Raw genomic sequence first — 15,947 nt, 5'->3', positions numbered from 1 at the left:
TCAGAAAAATGGAGTTAGGATTTGCATCCTAACTCCGTTTTGTCTACAGTCTGAACAGAGTTAAATGGAACAGATATTTAACTCTGTTTCTTTTTGTGCAGACATACAAAAAGTATATAATATTTGAAGAAAAGCAATTGTATATTTTTTAATAATATTATAAAATCGTATATAAATTCTAAATAATTATATACAATTTGAAAATTAACAATTAATATATAAAAATATGTTAAAAAGTATTGACAAAAGAAGGCCTGTACGTTATAATAAAACCATAACAAAAGGAGTTTAAATAAAGAAAGTCAAATCTAAAAGAAGGAGGTACAGTCCACCAGAAAGAGCAGTCATGCTTCGTTTATATTATAAATGAAGCAAAAGGAAAACCAATCTGCCGATGTTAAAAGCCAATCTTTGAAGCAATGATAAGTCATTCATGAAAAAGAGAGAATTCATGAGAAGGAAAGACTGTATTAGATTCAAATGGTCCAACTTAAGAAATTTTAGGATACATAAGGAGAGAAACAGTTAAGTAAAAGAGGAAAGCCCATGAATCTGGCGTATAACAACGGAGAGCGGAAAAATTAACATAGATCATGCTGAAAAACATGTACCAAGTACAAGGAAACAGACATGAGAGAGAAACGAGGTATCAAGACCAATGGATGAAGTAATATAGAAACGGGTATCGATGGATGGAAGTTCTAAATCGGTATCCGTTTCTATTTGTTTTTATAGAAAGATCCCTTCCAAATCAAAGGGCGGCGTGTATTCTTCTTTTGCGCTGCTTTTTTCCTGCATAAATCCCTGATCCAACCCAAGTCTGATGGCTTCATCAACCACTTTTCCGTATTCATAAGAAGTAATTCTCCGGTTGATTTCCGGAAAACTTTCGCTCCGGTAGAATGGGGTATACTGGCTCAAAAGGCTGATGTAATACATTCCTTCCGGAAGTTCATCCTTCATCCAGTGAAGAAGGCGGATAGAATCTTCCTTAGCGCCTGGAAGCACCATATGGCGTATGATGACCCCCTTTTTCATAAGGGTCCCATCGGAATTAAACTGAGGAGCCCCGGTCTGGCGAATCATCTGTTTGACAGCCTTTGAAGCAGCATCAAAATAATCAGAAGCTTTGCTGTAGCGTGAGGAAAGTTCAGAACTGAAATATTTTAAATCAGGAAGCCACACATCGATGTATGAGGACAGCTCCTTTATGATATCTTCTGATTCATATCCACCGCAGTTATAAATCACAGGAATAGAAAGCTTTTGTTTTGTAAGATCCAGGGCCTTTAAAACCGAGGGGAGATACTGAGTGGCTGTGACCAGATTAATGTTGTGGGCGCTTTCCTCCTGAAGCCTTAAGAAAATCTGGGCAAGTTCTTTACTTGTAATTTCCTTTCCGAAATTCTCCTGGCTGATGGCATAATTCTGACAAAAGCAGCAGCCCAGGGTACAGCCGGAAAAAAATACGGTACCGCTTCCCCGGCTTCCGCTGATGCATGGCTCCTCCCAGTGGTGGAGTGCGGCCCGGGCTGCTTTTATGGTAACGCCGCAGCCGCAAAAACCGGTACTCACATGGCGGTTTACCTTGCAGTTTCTGGGACAGAGGCTGCAGGATTCATAGATATGGTCAAGGTTCATTGATAAACTCCTAATATTGACAAAGTCACTTTTGTGCATTAATATATTAAACAAAATACGGAATAATTGCAAGACAAAGATGATATACAAAGGAACGGTGCCAATGAGTAAAAAGAAAAAGCTTGCTGCTCTTTGCTATGCATTTCCCAGGACAATGCCGGTGATGGCCGGTTATCTGGTTTTAGGAGCAGCCTACGGGATACTTATGAATGTCAACGGGTATGGGATCTGGTGGGCCTTGCTCATCAGTGTATTTGTCTATGCCGGAAGCCTGCAGTACCTTGGAATCACATTTTTTGTGGCGGCAGTGAATCCATGGTACGCCTTTTTTATGTCCTTGATGCTCAATGCCAGACATTTATTTTACGGGCTTTCCATGCTGGACAAATATAAGGATGCAGGGAAGTTAAAGCCATATCTGATATTTTCTCTGACGGATGAAACATTTTCCGTTCTGTGTAATGAGGAGCCGCCTGATGGACTTCCGAAATACTGGGTATATTTTTTTGTATCGGTCCTGGATCAGCTTTACTGGGTGACAGGAGCTGTGATCGGTGCATTAGCCGGAACCATGATAACCTTTAGCACGGCTGGAATGGACTTTGCGCTGACGGCTCTTTTTGTGGTGATCTTTATCGACCAGTGGAAATCAGGAAAAGGACACCAGGCCGCATGTGTGGGCGTGTGTTCCTCTGCCCTTTGCGTGGCGGTCTTTGGCCAGAGTGTTTTCATTGTCCCGGCCATGATCCTCATTCTGATCATTATTACAGCAGGTTATTTCATGGAGAAGAAAAGGGAGGAACAGTCTTGAACGATAATATAGCAGTTTACAGCCTGATCGCAGGAGCCATGGTGCTTGCTACCGTGATCACCCGTTTTCTTCCATTCCTTTTATTCCCGGCAGGGAAAGAGACTCCCAAATATATTCTCTATCTGGGGCGGACTCTTCCCTATGCCACCATTGGGCTTTTGGTGGTCTACTGTTTAAGGGGGCTTCAATTCCTTTCTTATCCTCATGGGCTTCCAGAGCTTATCTCCATTGGCGCCATTACAGGGCTTCATTTGTGGAAGGGGAATTCCCTTTTAAGCATTGGTGCAGGAACGATTCTTTATATGGCACTCATTCAGTGTGTATTCCCATAATGTAACATGAGGCGGTATCAATATCCTTTTGGCAGAACGGCCTGCTCCCGGAATTCTTTGGGGGAAAGGCCGAATTCTTTTTTAAAGGCCCTGTAAAAGCTGGTATAGTCTGAAAAGCCGTACTGATGGTACAGTTCTCCAAAAGGGATGCCGGAGAGGATCCCGTTTTTACTGGCCTGCAGCCGCTTTTTCAGGATGTACTGGTGAAGGGAAATCCCCATGTTATCCTTAAATACATGGGAAATGTGATATTTGCTGGTATAAAAAAAGGATGCCAGATGGTCCAGGGAGAGATTTTCTCCCAAGTGGTTGTTAATATAATCACAAAGGTTAAGATAAAGAACATTTTCATAGGCAGCAGGTACCTGATGGAGCATATCATAAGTGATCCGGTTCAACAGGAGCATAAAGGAATGGATCTGCAGCTCTGAGTTCAGCTTATGGAATGCCTTATTTCCGTGGATTTCTTCCAAAAGGTCCAGGAGACGTCCCTGAATATTCTGAAATGTGACAAAATCCCTGCGGAAATGGTAATGCTTATTCTCTGATACATAACGAAAACTGTATGAAAAGTCTTCTGACCAGGTACACATGGTCTCATAATAGTTCCGGCTGATCCATAAAACAATCCTCTGATAGGTATTTCCGGTGGAATGGAATATGGGGTGATGCTTTACCTCGGGAGGTATGAGCAAGTAATCCCCGTACTGCAAAGGATACTGTTTCCCTTCCACATCATAAGTCACATCTCCATTTAAGAAAAAATACACTTCATAATAGGAATGGCTGTGGTCCACTACATGATTCAAGTCCAGATCTTTATAAAAAAACACTTCAAATTCCCCTGAATTCATATACTGCCGCTCATTAAAGCCGGTGGACAATTCTTTTCTCATTTGATAATCCCCTTTCCTATTTTTCTCATGCCTTTATAATCGTATCGGAAGTAAAGAGCACTTTCGATCATCAGATGTACGGTTTCAGTTGTATTATAGGCCATGACCGCAAGTTTTGCAATGTGAACGGCAAATAAATCCATGGTAATAAGGAGACATTTTGTTTATACTGAGTCCACAAGGTAGGAAAAGAAACTTATTATAGGATTGCGAAGGAGGTATTTTATGAAATTATCATTCAGATGGTACGGAGACGATGACAAGGTAACCTTACAGAACATCCGCCAGATACCAGGCATGTATTCCATTGTAACGGCAGTTTATGATGTTCCCGTTGGGGAAGTGTGGGGCAGAGAAAGCATTGCCCACTTAAAAGAGGAAACAGAAAAGGCAGGACTTGCCTTTGAAGTGATTGAGAGCATTCCGGTTCATGAGGATATTAAATTAGGAAAGCCGACCAGAGACAAGTATATTGCAAATTATTGCGAGAACATCAGGCGGGTATCGGAAGCAGGGATCAAGTGCATCTGCTATAACTTTATGCCTGTGTTTGACTGGACCAGGACCCAGCTGGATCATGTGCTGGAGGATGGCTCTACCTCTCTGGTTTATTATCAGGATCAGGTGGACAAGGTGAATCCTCTGGAGAGCGAAAGCGACTTAACTCTTCCTGGCTGGGATTCCAGCTACACAAGAGATGAGCTTAAGCAGATTGTAAGCGAGTACAATTCCATGTCAGAGGATGACCTTTGGGATAATTTAAAATATTTCTTAGAGGCGATCATTCCTGTTGCAGCGGAATGTAACGTGAATATGGCGATCCATGAAGATGACCCATGCTGGAGCATCTTTGGACTTCCAAGAATCATTACCTGCGAGGAGAACTTAGACCGTTTCTTAAAGCTTGTAGATGATAAGCACAATGGAATCACCCTCTGCACCGGTTCCTTAGGCTGCTCCAATAAAAATGACGTAGTGAAGATGGCTGCCAAATATGCAGCTATGGGACGTATTCATTTTGTCCATGCAAGAAATGTGGCTATTCTGGAAGATAACCAGGGCTTTGAAGAGCGTGCTCATTTATCATCATGCGGTTCCCTGGACATGTTTGCCATTTTAAAAGCTCTTCATGACAATGATTTTGACGGCTATATGCGTCCGGACCACGGCCGTATGATCTGGGGTGAAACAGGCAGAGCCGGTTACGGACTTTATGACCGGGCACTTGGCGCAACCTATTTAAATGGTCTTTGGGAAGCGATTGAAAAAACGAGCAAATAGGAAAGAGGGAAATCATATGGCTTTAACATTTGGTACAGATTTAAGCGGTAAGGTAGCAGTTGTAACAGGAGCAGGCGGAGTATTATGCGGCATGTTCGCAAAGACTCTTGCAGAAGCAGGCGCAAAGGTTGCGGTTCTGGATTTAAACGAAAGTGCTGCAGAGGAAATTGCAGCTTCTATTAATGAGGCAGGCTATAAGGCAAAGGCTTACAAAGCAAACGTTCTGGAACGGGCAAGCCTTGAGGAAGTTCATGCAAAGGTTCTGGCAGAGCTTGGCCCCTGCGACATCCTGATTAACGGCGCAGGCGGTAATAACCCAAGAGCCAATACGGATAAGGAATATTTTGAGATGGGAGACATTGAGGCGGATACAAAGACCTTCTTTGATTTAGACCAGTCAGGCGTTGAATTCGTTTTCAACCTAAACTTCCTTGGAACTCTGCTTCCATGCCAGATTTTTGCAAAGGATATGATTGGCAGGGAAGGCTGCAGCATTTTGAATATTTCCTCCATGAATGCCTTTACCCCGCTTACGAAAATTCCGGCATACAGCGGTGCAAAAGCTGCGATCAGCAACTTTACCCAGTGGCTTGCCGTTCATTTTTCCAAAGTCGGTATCCGCGTGAATGCAATCGCGCCGGGTTTTTTCGTTACAGCCCAGAATGAGAAGCTTCTGTTTCATGAAGATGGTTCTCCCACACCGAGAACCAACAAGATTCTGTCTGCAACTCCCATGGGACGTTTTGGAGAAGCAGAGGAATTAAATGGTGCCCTGTTATTCTTTTTGAATCATGCGGCAGCAGGCTTCATCACCGGCGTGGTTCTGCCTATTGACGGCGGATTCTCAGCTTATTCCGGCGTATAATCCGGCATATTATAAGAAAATTAAACATATCAGCCTCTTCCATGGGATTGCAGTGAGCAGCACTCAAACCGGGAAGGGGCTGTTTTTTAATGAATTTTTCACAGTAGAAAATAGAAAATACACCCAGTTATATTTTCTTTTTAAAGAAAATTCGACAAAATTCTCTTCCATTTTCTGGAAGCGTTGACAAATGGTTACAAAATATTGTATAATGGATAAAACCATGAACAAAGTGTTATGGTTTACAATTACCAAAGACGAGACGAGGAGCATAGGGCAATGAAGACATCGGGGGAAAAGAAACGAAACCTGAAAGCATTACTAGGGACGAAGAAAGTGAAGCCGGAAAAAAACGGAAGTAAGAGTACATTCCTGAAATCATTGAAGATGAAGATGATGGCATTCATTATCGCAATTATTTTGGGATTGGCTGTGACCAACATGGTGATCAGTATTACAGTCAGTTACAAAGGGATTACAGATGTTGTGAAAAATGATTTGGAATCAACGGGTAAACTTGTGAACAGTCTGGTAGTACAGAACTTAAATCAGATGAAACTAAGCATTGAGGCCAGCTCACAGGGTGGAAGCTTGAAATCCATAAATTCCAGGGTTGTGACGGAGTACCTTTCCAACCAGTGCAAGCTTTACGGATACAAAGAACTTGAAGTAATCAGTATGGATGGTACCATTACCCGCAGCGCAAGCGGACAGAATATTGGTGAGAAATACGAAGTCACAGGTTATCTGGAAAAAGCCTTAAGTGGTGAGACCACCATTTCTACCACGGAATATGATAACAACAACGAACTTGTGATCCGCGTTGCGGCTCCTTATGAATATGGAGTTCTTTTGGGAACTTATAATGGCTCTGTTTTAAGCGATCTGATCAGTGACCTTCGGATTGGAGAAAGCGGCAATGCCTTCATTATTGACAATACAGGAACCATGATTGCCAATATAACACCGGATCTGGTTCATAACCGCCAGAACTTTATCGAGCTGGCAAAGTCCGATAAATCTTATGCCTCTGTAGGCCGTATGTTCCAGACTATGTTGGGTGGAAAATCGGGAACTGGTAATTACGAATACAATGGAGATAACCGTTTTTGCTATTACAGCCCGGTAACAGGCAGTGACGGCTGGGCTCTGGGTGTGGCAGCATCGGTTAAGGAAACCACCGTTTCCATCTACTTAGTAGTTTTTGCAATGAGCGTATTTGCCATTGTATCGATCGTGATCGGTTGTTTCCTGGCATTCTGGTTTGCAGGCTCCATTGCAGGTCCGGTATCAGCCATTGCAGCAAGAATGAAACTCTTTACAGAAGGAGATTTGTCCAGTGAAGTTCCGGTTGTAAATCGCAGGGATGAGATCGGCCAGCTTGCCGATGAAATCACCAGTTCCGTACATAGTGTGAAATCCTATATCACTGAAATCGCAGCTGTATTGGAAAATATCGCTTCCGGAGATTTCAGCCGGTCCGTTGGGATGGAATTCCAGGGAGATTTTAAGGTGATTCAGCAATCCATTGAAATTGCAGAAGACTTACTTTCAAAAACCATGGATACCATCAGTATCTCTGCAGATGAAGTAGCAAAGGGCAGTTCTCAGGTGTCTCAGGGAGCGCAGAATTTAAGCCAGGGTGCTGTGGAACAGGCAGCTTCTGTGGAAGAGTTATCTTCCTCTGTAAATGAGATATCCACCAGCCTTATGAGCACGGCTAAGGCTGTAGAAGATGTAAATAAGCAGGCAGGACGGGTTGGAGAAGCCATGGAAAGCGGCAATGCCCAGATGCATGAAATGATGCAGTCCATGGATCAGATCAATAAAAAATCCAAGGAAATTGAGAAGGTCAATAAGCTTATCGAAGACATTGCCTTCCAGACAAACATTCTTGCGCTTAATGCCGCTGTAGAGGCAGCCAGGGCAGGCGAGGCCGGAAAAGGCTTTGCAGTTGTTGCAGATGAGGTCCGCAATCTGGCAGGCAAGAGTGCCAACGCAGCAAAGGATACCTCCAGTCTGGTTGCAGATACCATTGCAGCCGTTAATACGGGAACCGGTATTGCAGCATCTACAGGGGAAACTTTAAACGGTGTTCTTTCAGAAACCAAAAACATGGTTTCCGCCATTCGCAGATCCGCAGAGGAACTGAAAGAGCAAAGTGAAAAGGTTACTCAGGTAACTTACGGAATTGAGCAGATTTCTTCCGTAGTTCAGAATAACTCTGCTACCGCAGAGGAAAGTGCTGCTGCCAGCGAGGAACTTTCTGGTCAGGCGGAAGGTTTACGGGAATTGATGAGCAGATTCCGGCTTCGTTAAAATTTGCCGATGATATAAGAAAATAAAGAAAGCTATTTAGGTAGTCCTGCACGAGACAGTATAAGAAAACCAGACTGCTTATGGATTATTGCCAAGTGAAATGTTAAAAGCAAGCGTATCGATCTTAACAGGTGATACGCTTGCTTTTTTACTTGCCCCTTATAGGGAAGTTCGCAAATAGTCAAAAATAGTGTGTAAAAGTAATAAAATAATAAATAGCAGAAAAAATGCGAAGGAAGGCTCGCATAGCTTTTTTTGTAGTTTTAACATGAGCTGCATTAAGTCAGCTCACATGAAAGCCTTGAGACATTTTCATGATTGAGCTGCAATTGCAGGATTTATAAAAAGCAATGTTATTCATTCAAATTCAATTACCAAAGTTTATTGATTGATTCTCTAATTGATCCAATTGAACTCTTGATTGTTCAACAATTTTAAGACCATTACCATTTTCAGTCACGAATTTAAACTTTTTGATTGCTTCGGCAGCATTTCCAATCTCTTGTTCAAGACAGGCTTTGTTATATAAAGTATTTAACCTTATCCGTTTGCTTATTTTTGTCTTATAAGAACTATAAAGATAATCCAGTTGTGCTAAGTAATATTTTGCAGCTTCCGTATTTTTGTTAAGCTTGAAATTATATTCTAATATAGATGCTTCAACGGCATATTTCATATTAGCTGTAATCGTTTTTCCGCCGAAATCCTTCATATAATTTTCATATTCAAATGTTGCTTTTTCCATTTCGTCAGTATTTATGTATTGAGCAAAACATGCCAAATGATATGCCAATCGAAATATTTCACTATTTTTCACATCTAAATCTATTGCCTGTAACACCTTGTTAGAATCGTCATATTGCCCTGCTGTCATATATCCTACTGCAATATTTAAGTTACATGAATTTTGAAAAGCTTTCCTCTTTGAAAAAAGCTTGAACTTTTCACAAGCTTCAATGAATTTCAAAGGATCACATTTTTCCTCCAGTATATTTGTCAGGGCTTTATTTTTCCCTATCCACCATAAAAAATATCCTCCCAAAAGAGTGATAAATGCCGTAATATAAGTTATTGCAGGATTAATTTCTAATAATCGCATAGGAACAATAACCATAATTGCCCCTAAGAAAAATGCCGTCCATAATTTCCAGCTCAAATGAGCACCCCCCTTTCACGCCTGGTACCATACGCTTTCTCTATCTTGAAATGACTGTCTGCCATCATTTATATTCCATATTTTCTTAAGCATTATTGTACCATGCTGTGAGTAATTATTTCAAGTAAATTGTATTGGCTATAGAACCACCTCGATAAACTGGCTGATTTTCTTGAAAATGAAAAAACTGAATGAAATATTTAAATTTCATCCAGCCTTGTCGATTTTTGCTCCATTATTATTAAACCGTAGTATATTTGTAAAAATTATTAAAGGCATAGCTTTTACACTGCGTCATATTTCCAATCAGATACTGACTTATGACGGAAGGCCTTATAGGTCTTCTTATTTCTTGACTCATTTTCTCATTCTTTATCTACATTCTTTGCACGGGGCATGTAGGGATAAAGATCTTCATATGCTTCCAGTTCAGCTTCCGACTGCGGAGCCGCGGGAATAAGTCCCGTACAGTCCATGGTGGAACAAGTCTGAATATCGATGTCATAATTATTCTTAGAAGTTGTTGATTCTGTCTTTCCTTTTTTCGTTTCTTTTTTTTCTGATTTCATATCATTTTCTCCTTTCGGCAGTCTTAAAGATACTGTTTCTTTTAGTTTGAGGAAAAACAGCGTAATTATTCGTTGCCTGGGTGATCTCTTTTTTGCGTTATAAATTTTATTGAAAATCGTTATATAAGATGCCGGACAGCATTGTCCAAGAGAAATGATTGATTACAGGGGGGAACTGGAAATGAGGATTGCCATTTTTACAAATGAAGAACAGACGCCGGGATTAAAAAAGGCCTGTCCCTGCAGGCAGAACAACCGCCTGCAGATTGATTATTTTTCTATAAAGGAAGGACGTCTTTCCACGTTGGAACGTGCCTTGTATGATATGATCGTAATTAGTCCAAAAGGGAATATCACCTTATACCAGGCAAAATATTCTGTGTTCTTTAACGGCCAGTACTGCATTCTGGATATCACGGATATTCTTTATCTGGAATCCTATTACCGAAAAACCAGCGTGGTAGCAGGCAGCGGCAGGATGCGGATCCGGGCAAGGCTTGATGAAGAGGAAGAAAAGCTTCCAAAAGACCGGTTTGTCAGAATCAACAGGCATAACATCATCAATATGCAATATATAAGGAGTGTAAAAGGAGAAGCAGTTGAGATGCAGAACGGAGAGGTTCTGTATGTAAATGGCGGGAGAAGAAAGAAGTTTGAAAAGAGTTACAGGGACTTCCTGAAAGATCATTGTATGATTTTTTAAAGATATTTAAAAAAACGCAATAATTAGGTTAAAAAGTGCAAACCGTCTTGCTTTGGGTCAAAGTCCATGGTATTGTATATTTCATTAATCGGCAGTTCACATCTAAGCACATTTCTATCATCTGTAACATCAGGACAGGCAGCGAAAATCAGCCGATATCGCTGCCTGTCTTCTTATGGTTAAAGAACCCCTATGGAAAGGCCATAGCTTTTTGTATTTCCAGGACTTAAGGTCTGCACATGGTTCTTATGGATGAATTCGTCATCTTCCGTTGTATAGATTGCAGAACCATTCCACGGCTCCACACAGACGAAGGGCGCTTTCGCAGGATATGGCGTCCAGAAAGCTACAGTTTCAAAGCCTGGATAGGAAACTTCCACACCCCGGCCGGTATTTCTGTTTACAATTGAAACTTTTCTGGACTGTAAATCATCAAAATAGATGGCGTCATCTTTAAATAATTCACGGGTTAAAGAAAGGGAGCGGCTTTTATTTAACTGATCGATCCGGTTTCCAAGATCAAATTCCAGATGTTCGGAATCATATACCATGCTGGATATGGTTTCCTCCTTTTCAAACACCAGATCATAATCCTCAAATACGGCGTTATCCTCCATAGGGCAGTTAAAGCCAGGATGAGCGCCCAGACAGTAGTGTATGGACCTATCATCGGTGTTTGTCACCCGGTATTCCATGAATATGGTACCATCTGTGAGAGTATAGACAAGACTTAAACGGAAGGAATAGGGATAAATCTTCTTTGTTTCTTCTGTATCCCGGATTTCGAAGGTCACGGAAGTGCTTGTCTGGTCAGCGGCGGAAAAATCCATTTCCCGGCAAAAACCGTGCTTAGGGATTTCCCATGTCTGGCCTTCCAGAATGGTCCGGCCGTTGCGGCAGTTTCCCACAATGGGAAAAAGAAGAGGAGAGCATTTGCTCCAGAACTGGGGATCTCTCTGCCATATGTATTCTGTGCCGGCAGAATCTTTGAATGAAATGAGCTGGGCACCGATGGAATCGATGACAGCCGTTGCTTTGGAATCGTGAAGTGTAACCAGCATTTTAATTTACCTCGTTTCTTTGTTCGGTTGTTTTTAACCTTAAATAGCCAGACTTGCTTTATGATAAGTATACTAAATAATAAAAGAAACTTCCATGAGTTTGTGAAAAAAACATAAGAAAAAAGAGGTTATTAACTGAAACGTTTAATATTTTCTCCTGTCCTATTGACAATTACATAAAAATCTGAGTTAATTAAATCAAAAGGTTCTGGAGGCAGGCGATGGCAACCATAAAGGAATTGGCAAAATGCTGCGGTGTATCAGTGGCCACAGTTTCAAATATATTAAACAACAAACCTGGTGCAAGTGCTAAAACCAGAAAACTGGTTTTAGAAATGGCTGAAAAGCTGGATTATACCCCTAACGTTGTTGCTAAGAACTTAAAGCTGCAAAAGACGAGAAGCATTGGGGTCATTGCGGAGGATATGACCATATTCAGCATCCCAGACGTCATCGACGGCATTACGGACTATTGCCAGGAGCTGGATTACCAGATACTTCTGACAAATCTTAGGCTGTTTAAAAAATACGATGATACTTATTATAACCGGGACGACTATTATGGGCAGGTGGGGCTTGAGATAAAAAAGCTGATGGAAAAACAGGTGGAAGGGATCATATATGTGGCTGCCCATGAACGGGTCATCCGGTGTATCCCTGATACGCTGCCGATCCCTGCCGTAATGGCTTACGGATATTCCAAAAGTATGAAGGTGCCTTCTGTTGTGGTGGATGATGTTCATGGCGCTGCTGAAATCATGCAGTATCTTCTGAACCACGGCCATAAGAGAGTCGGGGTGATTACAGGAAAGCCGGACAGCCTTCATGCACAAGCCAGACTGGTGGGATATCAGCAAGCTCTTTTTCAAAACAGGATTTTATACGATCCAGGCCTTGTGATAGAAGGGGACTGGACCAGAGAATCCGGGTACCGGTGTGCCTGCCAGCTCCTTGAAAAGGAAGTGACTGCCATCTTCTGTATGAATGACTTAATGGCAGGAGGGGTGTATGACCGCCTGGAGGAGCTGGGCATGAACGTGGGTGCCGACTTATCGGTGGCAGGATACGATGACCGGGAGTTATCAGGGTATTACCGGCCCCCTCTTACCACCGTAAGGCTGCCTCTTCATGATATCGGGCACAAAGCCAGTGAACTGGTCATTGGCCTTATAAATGGGCAGGAGCTGGAAACTGACGCCGAAAACGTCTGCTCCGTGGGATGCAGGCTTCTGATCCGTAAATCGATAAAGAGTATTGAATAGAACCAGTTTATAAATCAAATTACAAAAAGGAACATATTACATGGGACAGGCCGTGTAAATGTTCCTTTTTTTGTAGTGACAATGGAGCATGAGCTGCCTGATATCGGCTGTTTTCAGATGAGTGTAAGGGGAAACCAGGTAAAATGATATTGTTCTACATTTTACAACAAAAAAATAAGTAAAAGTTACATAATTAAACGATTTAAATATTTACAAAATTGTGCAAAAGTACTTTACAGAATAAAACCCATGTGCTAGTATGAAATTACATGAATTTAAGGGTGATTATTTATGGACAAATCACCTTTCATCTTATTTTTTTGATTAAACGTTTAATATAAATTGCAGAAATTGAAGCAACCATGCCGGATAAAAAAGTTGGTGAATATTCCTCGGAAAATGGTTCCAGTCAATGATAAAACATGGAATAGGCAAATAATGCCTGTGAAGGAAGTGATGACAACTTATCAATGGGTAGATTAAACGATTTAATCTTATCAAGCAGCGAAGCGGATTGCGGATATCCGATTGACCAGCAGGTGGAGAAAGCAGTTTCATACAGGAAATGGGGGATCCGGAGAGCAGGAAAGATGATGGTATGGATAAAAGAGCTCATCCGGTGGGAGTCATACAGATGGTATCATCTGATTTGATAAAGCAGGATAATAAAAAGGAGGATTTATCATGAAAAAGCGGGTATTAGCCGGGCTGCTGTGTGTAGCTATGGCAGCATCCATGATCACTGGATGCAACAGCGACAAGGGAGTTTCCGGGGAAACCACCAAAGGCGTATCTTCGGCAGGGAAAAAGGAGATGGAGGTAGGCGGTAATGATGTGACTACCTTGAACGTGTGGACCTTTATTGAACTGCATCAGAACTTCTATGTAGCAATGGCGGAGAAGTGGAACGAGGCTCATCCGGATAAAAAGGTGAAGCTGGTGCTGAGCAATATGCCCTATGATGACATGCACAATAAACTGTCCCTTGCGCTGGAATCAGGGGAAGGGGCGCCGGATATTGTGGATATCGAGCTTGGCAAGTTCCCTGCATTTATGACAGGAAAGATCGGCCTCATGGAGCTTAATGATGCGGTCGAACCTTACAGGAAGAATATCGTAAAATCGAGGCTGGATATTTACACGAAAGACGGGAAGGAATACGGATTTCCGACCCATGTAGGGACAACGGTAGCATTTTACAATGAAAAGCTGTTAAGTGATGCAGGAATAAAATACGAAGATATTAAGACCTGGGATCAGTTTAAGGAAGCAGGTGTAAAGTACCATGAAACTACCGGAAAATATTTCGCATGTGTGGAAACCTCCGCCCAGTGGATGGTCAATCTGATGCTGGCTCAGAAAGGCGGGGACTATGTTGATGAAAACGGGAAACTCAATCTGGCAAGCAAGGAAATGGCGGAAGTGCTGGAATACATAAAGGGAATGCAGGAAACCGGCGCATTTGCAACGATTCCAGGCGGGCAGCCGGATAACGAAGAAGCATATCCGTTCTATAACTCAGGAGATTATGCCGTACAGATTATGCCGTTCTGGCAGACTTCCAGATACGTTAATTATATGAAGGACTTAAAGAAGCAGGTAGCCATTGCCACGGTACCGGTATGGAACGAAAGCGACAAAGAGGTAGCCACCATCGGCGGAGGCGGTACGGGTACTGCCATTGTAAAATCAGGAAAACATGCACAGCTTGCTGCGGAAGTGATGGCTTATATCAAGCTTTCCGAGGAGGCCAACAAGGAAGTGTGGAATGTGCTGGGTTTTGATCCGGTCAATACTGCGGTATGGTCTGATCCCTCCCTGACACAGAACCCGGATAACCAGTTTGTCCAGTATTTTACCAATTATCCCTTTGATACCCTGCTTAAAACAAAGGACAGCATTGGATCCTTACGGGCTTATACGAATGAAAAATATCCCTCCATCAACAATGAATTCTGCAATGTGACTTTAAACAGTATTTTTGAAGATGGGGTGGATGTGACAGAGGCTCTTCAATCCTCCCAGGAAACCCTGAATAATGAATTTAAAGAATAGGATAGGCTGCGGGCTGCAGGAGGATGGCATATCTTCTGCAGCCGGTAAATGAGTTCCTATGAGAAAAGGGGTATGCGAAATGAAGAAATTCTTTTACTCGAAAAAGATAGCTCCTTATGTATTTATCTGCCCGTTTGTGATCACGGTATTGTTGTTCTGGCTGGTGCCCATCTGCAATGGGGTGCTTTTAAGCTTTCAGGATGTATTAAAAGAGCAATGGGTTGGATTTGACAATTATACGCGGCTGCTGTCTGATAAAATATTTATGAAAGCATTGCAGAACAGCTTTAAGTATATGGCAGGAACGCTGATCCTTCTGATTCCTTTTCCAATGCTGTTTGCAACCTTGTTAAACAGCAGATTAATGAAAAAGGCAGACTTTTTTAAATCTGTCTATTTCATACCTGCGCTTACTTCTGTTGTGGTCGCAGGTACAATTTTCCGTCTTATGTTCGGGGAGTCATCCACCTCTCTTTTTAACCAGGTGCTGGGCTTTTTCGGAGCAGCCCCAATAAAATGGCTGAAGGGTGCGGGAACCAGTTATTTTGCCCTTCTGCTTTTAGCCTGCTGGAGATGGACCGGGGTGAATATCTTATACTTCCTTTCAGGCCTTCAGAGCATTCCTTCTGACCTATATGAGGCAGCTGCCATTGACGGAGCCTCCAAATGGCAGCAGTTTTTTAAAATATCCGTTCCGCTGGTCAAGCCTACTACGGTTTATGTCCTTACGATCAGTATCTATGCGGGCCTTTCCATGTTTCTTGAAAGCAATATGCTGTTTAAGGGGAATAACTCCCCTAATAACATCGGTCTTACCATCGTCGGATACCTTTACAGGCAGGGGGTAGAAAAGAGGGCCCTGGGTTATGCCTGTGCGGTAGGCCTTATTCTTTTGTTAGTTGTTATGCTGGTAAATATCATTCAACTGAAGATCACCGGTACATTTGAAGAAGGGAGGGAATGATATGAACGAAAGAAATACAGCAATCATGCAGG

Annotated in this window: 15 protein-coding genes; 10 read left to right on the top strand and 5 right to left on the bottom strand. The window is 42.2% G+C overall.

Going from position 1 to position 15,947, the window contains the following annotated elements; translation table 11 throughout:
- Positions 1-729: 729 nt before the first annotated feature.
- A complete protein-coding gene (locus tag RT269_RS20355) occupies positions 730-1,641 on the bottom strand; it encodes a radical SAM protein (protein WP_313185338.1) in 912 nt (303 codons plus the stop codon).
- 103 nt (positions 1,642-1,744) lie between these two features.
- Between RT269_RS20355 and RT269_RS20350 the strand changes: the two genes are divergently transcribed.
- Positions 1,745-2,452, top strand: coding sequence for an AzlC family ABC transporter permease (locus RT269_RS20350; RefSeq protein WP_313185337.1), 708 nt, complete (start codon positions 1,745-1,747; stop codon positions 2,450-2,452).
- Positions 2,453-2,490: 38 nt separating this feature from the next.
- Positions 2,491-2,784, top strand: a complete 294-nt coding sequence (locus tag RT269_RS20345) for a branched-chain amino acid transporter permease (protein ID WP_313185339.1) — start codon at positions 2,491-2,493, stop codon at positions 2,782-2,784.
- A 17-nt stretch (positions 2,785-2,801) separates the two neighbouring features.
- On the opposite strand, the gene RT269_RS20340 is transcribed toward RT269_RS20345, so the two are convergent.
- Positions 2,802-3,680 carry an AraC family transcriptional regulator gene (locus tag RT269_RS20340; RefSeq protein WP_313185336.1) on the bottom strand — a complete coding sequence of 293 codons (879 nt, stop codon included), beginning with the start codon at positions 3,678-3,680 and terminating at the stop codon, positions 2,802-2,804.
- A 225-nt stretch (positions 3,681-3,905) separates the two neighbouring features.
- On the opposite strand from RT269_RS20340, the gene uxuA reads away from it, so the two are divergent.
- From uxuA to RT269_RS20325, 3 genes are all read left to right on the top strand, one after another.
- Positions 3,906-4,961 carry a mannonate dehydratase gene (gene uxuA / locus RT269_RS20335; protein WP_313185335.1) on the top strand — a complete coding sequence of 352 codons (1,056 nt, stop codon included), beginning with the start codon at positions 3,906-3,908 and terminating at the stop codon, positions 4,959-4,961.
- A 16-nt stretch (positions 4,962-4,977) separates the two neighbouring features.
- A complete protein-coding gene (locus tag RT269_RS20330; protein WP_313185334.1) occupies positions 4,978-5,826 on the top strand; it encodes an SDR family oxidoreductase in 849 nt (282 codons plus the stop codon).
- A 279-nt stretch (positions 5,827-6,105) separates the two neighbouring features.
- Complete coding sequence (locus RT269_RS20325; RefSeq protein WP_313185332.1) at positions 6,106-8,145, top strand: methyl-accepting chemotaxis protein; 2,040 nt, start codon at positions 6,106-6,108, stop codon at positions 8,143-8,145.
- A gap of 367 nt (positions 8,146-8,512) precedes the next feature.
- Here the strand turns inward: RT269_RS20325 and RT269_RS20320 are convergent, their stop codons facing one another.
- Both RT269_RS20320 and RT269_RS20315 read right to left on the bottom strand, forming a co-directional pair.
- Positions 8,513-9,301 (bottom strand): hypothetical protein, encoded by a 789-nt coding sequence (locus tag RT269_RS20320; protein WP_313185331.1) that lies wholly within the window; start codon positions 9,299-9,301, stop codon positions 8,513-8,515.
- Positions 9,302-9,666: 365 nt separating this feature from the next.
- Complete coding sequence (locus tag RT269_RS20315; RefSeq protein WP_313185330.1) at positions 9,667-9,870, bottom strand: hypothetical protein; 204 nt, start codon at positions 9,868-9,870, stop codon at positions 9,667-9,669.
- 181 nt (positions 9,871-10,051) lie between these two features.
- On the opposite strand from RT269_RS20315, the gene RT269_RS20310 reads away from it, so the two are divergent.
- Positions 10,052-10,573 (top strand): LytR/AlgR family response regulator transcription factor, encoded by a 522-nt coding sequence (locus tag RT269_RS20310; protein ID WP_313185329.1) that lies wholly within the window; start codon positions 10,052-10,054, stop codon positions 10,571-10,573.
- Positions 10,574-10,752: 179 nt separating this feature from the next.
- On the opposite strand, the gene RT269_RS20305 is transcribed toward RT269_RS20310, so the two are convergent.
- Positions 10,753-11,634 carry an aldose 1-epimerase family protein gene (locus tag RT269_RS20305; RefSeq protein WP_313185328.1) on the bottom strand — a complete coding sequence of 294 codons (882 nt, stop codon included), beginning with the start codon at positions 11,632-11,634 and terminating at the stop codon, positions 10,753-10,755.
- Between the two features lie 221 nt (positions 11,635-11,855).
- On the opposite strand from RT269_RS20305, the gene RT269_RS20300 reads away from it, so the two are divergent.
- The 4 genes from RT269_RS20300 to RT269_RS20285 all read left to right on the top strand — a co-directional run bounded on the left by RT269_RS20300 (position 11,856) and on the right by RT269_RS20285 (position 15,915).
- Complete coding sequence (locus RT269_RS20300; RefSeq protein WP_313185327.1) at positions 11,856-12,896, top strand: LacI family DNA-binding transcriptional regulator; 1,041 nt, start codon at positions 11,856-11,858, stop codon at positions 12,894-12,896.
- A 470-nt stretch (positions 12,897-13,366) separates the two neighbouring features.
- Positions 13,367-13,549 (top strand): hypothetical protein, encoded by a 183-nt coding sequence (locus RT269_RS20295; RefSeq protein WP_313185326.1) that lies wholly within the window; start codon positions 13,367-13,369, stop codon positions 13,547-13,549.
- Between the two features lie 31 nt (positions 13,550-13,580).
- On the top strand, positions 13,581-14,951 hold the full coding sequence (locus tag RT269_RS20290) for an ABC transporter substrate-binding protein (protein ID WP_313185324.1): 1,371 nt from the start codon (positions 13,581-13,583) through the stop codon (positions 14,949-14,951).
- Between the two features lie 79 nt (positions 14,952-15,030).
- Positions 15,031-15,915, top strand: a complete 885-nt coding sequence (locus RT269_RS20285) for a carbohydrate ABC transporter permease (protein ID WP_313185322.1) — start codon at positions 15,031-15,033, stop codon at positions 15,913-15,915.
- The last annotated feature ends 32 nt before the right edge of the window (positions 15,916-15,947 follow it).

This window comes from Lacrimispora sp., assembly GCF_032078915.1.
Lineage (GTDB): Bacteria > Bacillota > Clostridia > Lachnospirales > Lachnospiraceae > Lacrimispora.
Note: the sequence above shows the minus strand (reverse complement) of the source record. Positions and strands in the feature narration are given on the sequence as shown.

Excerpts from the sequence above, each read along its gene's own strand:
- RT269_RS20340 (WP_313185336.1), bottom strand. The coding sequence starts at position 3,680 with ATGAGAAAAGAATTGTCCACCGGCTTTAATGAGCGGCAGTATATGAAT.
- RT269_RS20345 (WP_313185339.1), top strand. The coding sequence starts at position 2,491 with ATGGTGCTTGCTACCGTGATCACCCGTTTTCTTCCATTCCTTTTATTC.
- RT269_RS20305 (WP_313185328.1), bottom strand. The coding sequence starts at position 11,634 with ATGCTGGTTACACTTCACGATTCCAAAGCAACGGCTGTCATCGATTCC.
- RT269_RS20300 (WP_313185327.1), top strand. The coding sequence starts at position 11,856 with ATGGCAACCATAAAGGAATTGGCAAAATGCTGCGGTGTATCAGTGGCC.
- uxuA (WP_313185335.1), top strand. The coding sequence starts at position 3,906 with ATGAAATTATCATTCAGATGGTACGGAGACGATGACAAGGTAACCTTA.
- RT269_RS20290 (WP_313185324.1), top strand. The coding sequence starts at position 13,581 with ATGAAAAAGCGGGTATTAGCCGGGCTGCTGTGTGTAGCTATGGCAGCA.
- RT269_RS20310 (WP_313185329.1), top strand. The coding sequence starts at position 10,052 with ATGAGGATTGCCATTTTTACAAATGAAGAACAGACGCCGGGATTAAAA.
- RT269_RS20285 (WP_313185322.1), top strand. The coding sequence starts at position 15,031 with ATGAAGAAATTCTTTTACTCGAAAAAGATAGCTCCTTATGTATTTATC.
- RT269_RS20350 (WP_313185337.1), top strand. The coding sequence starts at position 1,745 with ATGAGTAAAAAGAAAAAGCTTGCTGCTCTTTGCTATGCATTTCCCAGG.
- RT269_RS20330 (WP_313185334.1), top strand. The coding sequence starts at position 4,978 with ATGGCTTTAACATTTGGTACAGATTTAAGCGGTAAGGTAGCAGTTGTA.
- RT269_RS20355 (WP_313185338.1), bottom strand. The coding sequence starts at position 1,641 with ATGAACCTTGACCATATCTATGAATCCTGCAGCCTCTGTCCCAGAAAC.
- RT269_RS20325 (WP_313185332.1), top strand. The coding sequence starts at position 6,106 with ATGAAGACATCGGGGGAAAAGAAACGAAACCTGAAAGCATTACTAGGG.
- RT269_RS20315 (WP_313185330.1), bottom strand. The coding sequence starts at position 9,870 with ATGAAATCAGAAAAAAAAGAAACGAAAAAAGGAAAGACAGAATCAACA.
- RT269_RS20295 (WP_313185326.1), top strand. The coding sequence starts at position 13,367 with ATGGGTAGATTAAACGATTTAATCTTATCAAGCAGCGAAGCGGATTGC.